2 protein-coding genes are annotated in these 1,396 nt (G+C 26.9%); both read right to left on the bottom strand.

Annotated elements, in window-relative coordinates; genetic code table 11:
* On the bottom strand, positions 1-280 hold a 280-nt coding region (locus tag HMPREF2647_RS01040), incomplete at its 3' end, for a class I tRNA ligase family protein (RefSeq protein WP_141756743.1).
* Between the two features lie 26 nt (positions 281-306).
* On the bottom strand, positions 307-1,053 hold the full coding sequence (locus HMPREF2647_RS01035) for a class I SAM-dependent methyltransferase (protein WP_001081004.1): 747 nt from the start codon (positions 1,051-1,053) through the stop codon (positions 307-309).
* Between the last annotated feature and the right edge of the window lie 343 nt (positions 1,054-1,396).

The following is a 1,396-nucleotide window of genomic DNA, read 5'->3' as shown; positions in this document are numbered from 1 at the left end:
TTTTTTTTTCAACCTCTAATTCAACTGGTAAGCCATGGGTATCCCATCCTGCTTTTCTTTCTACATAAAAACCTTGCATAGTTTTTAATCTTGCAACTAAATCCTTGATTACTCTTCCAAGAACATGGCCAGCATGAGGAAGGCCATTTGCAGTTGGGGGGCCGTCATAAAAAACAAAACTTTCCTGTCCTTTTCTATTGTCAATTGATTTTTTAAATATCTTTTGAGTATTCCAAAATGCTAATATTTCATTCTGGGTGTTTAAATATTTCTTTGTCAAAACTTTTCAGCCTCCTAGAGTATCACTTATTTCGTTATTTTTACTATTAGTCTTGGTGAATTTTCATGAAATTCATTTCCTTTCATGTCTCCATAGAAAGATATATTGGATAAAGTAAAGTTATAATACAAACTACTGCAAATTATATCATTAGTAGTATATAATTTAAATTTTAATTCTCTTGAAAGGTCTTTGCTATATTCGTTATTTTTATAAACATCCCATGTTGAAACTATACTATTATAAATTTTATTTATTTTAATAGTTTGATTAACTTCGTAATCTTTGAAGTTGAAAATCATTTGTTCTTCAAAATTTTTATAGAAAAAGGCGGGGTTCATCAAATCTATAATTAAAATACCACCTTTTTTTAAGGAGGTATAACTATTTCTTAACAAATTTTTTAAATCATTTTTTTTATATCCGATAGAAGTATTTAAATTAAGAATTAAGTCGACGTGATTTTCTGGGAATTCTTCATCTAAAGATTGTCTTTTACCTAAAATGCCATTTTTTTTATATGCAAAGTTCAACATTTCCTCAGATTTGTCAAAGCTAATAACATGATGACCTTTATCTATCAAAAATTTAGAATGAAAACCACAGCCACAACAAGTATCGATGATTTTTCTTTTCTCTTTTTTTAATGAAGGAACAATGTGACTTAAGTTATTAATTTGCTTTTGACAAAATTCAACATAATTTTCTGATATTTCATTGTTCTGCCAATCAATATAAAAGTTATCAAAGTAATTTGTATTTAGCCGATTCATTATTGCTCTCTCCATTCCTGTATACTTTTACTAATAATAGTGCAGACCCTTTTTACATCATTGATAGATAAACGATTATGTAAGGGTAATGTAACTAAACCTTTAGAAACCTCCTCTACAATTGGTAATAAGTTTTTTGATTGGTTCTGTTGCAAAGTTAAAATTATATGCACATCTATACAAAACTATAAAAGCAAATATTGTTTTAACAGTAAAGAGTTTTGTTAGTATTAATTATTTTTCGTTTTTCAGTATAAATATTACATGATTTTTAACTTTGCAACAGAACCATTTTTTTTATGTTCATACTTAGAATTTATTTTATCCATTTCAGGTGTATAAT

It is taken from the genome of Staphylococcus sp. HMSC035D11 (genome assembly GCF_001836075.1).
Taxonomy (GTDB): domain Bacteria; phylum Bacillota; class Bacilli; order Staphylococcales; family Staphylococcaceae; genus Staphylococcus; species Staphylococcus hominis.
The sequence above is the reverse complement of the archived record's forward strand: the minus strand, read 5'-3'. Positions and strand labels throughout refer to the sequence as shown.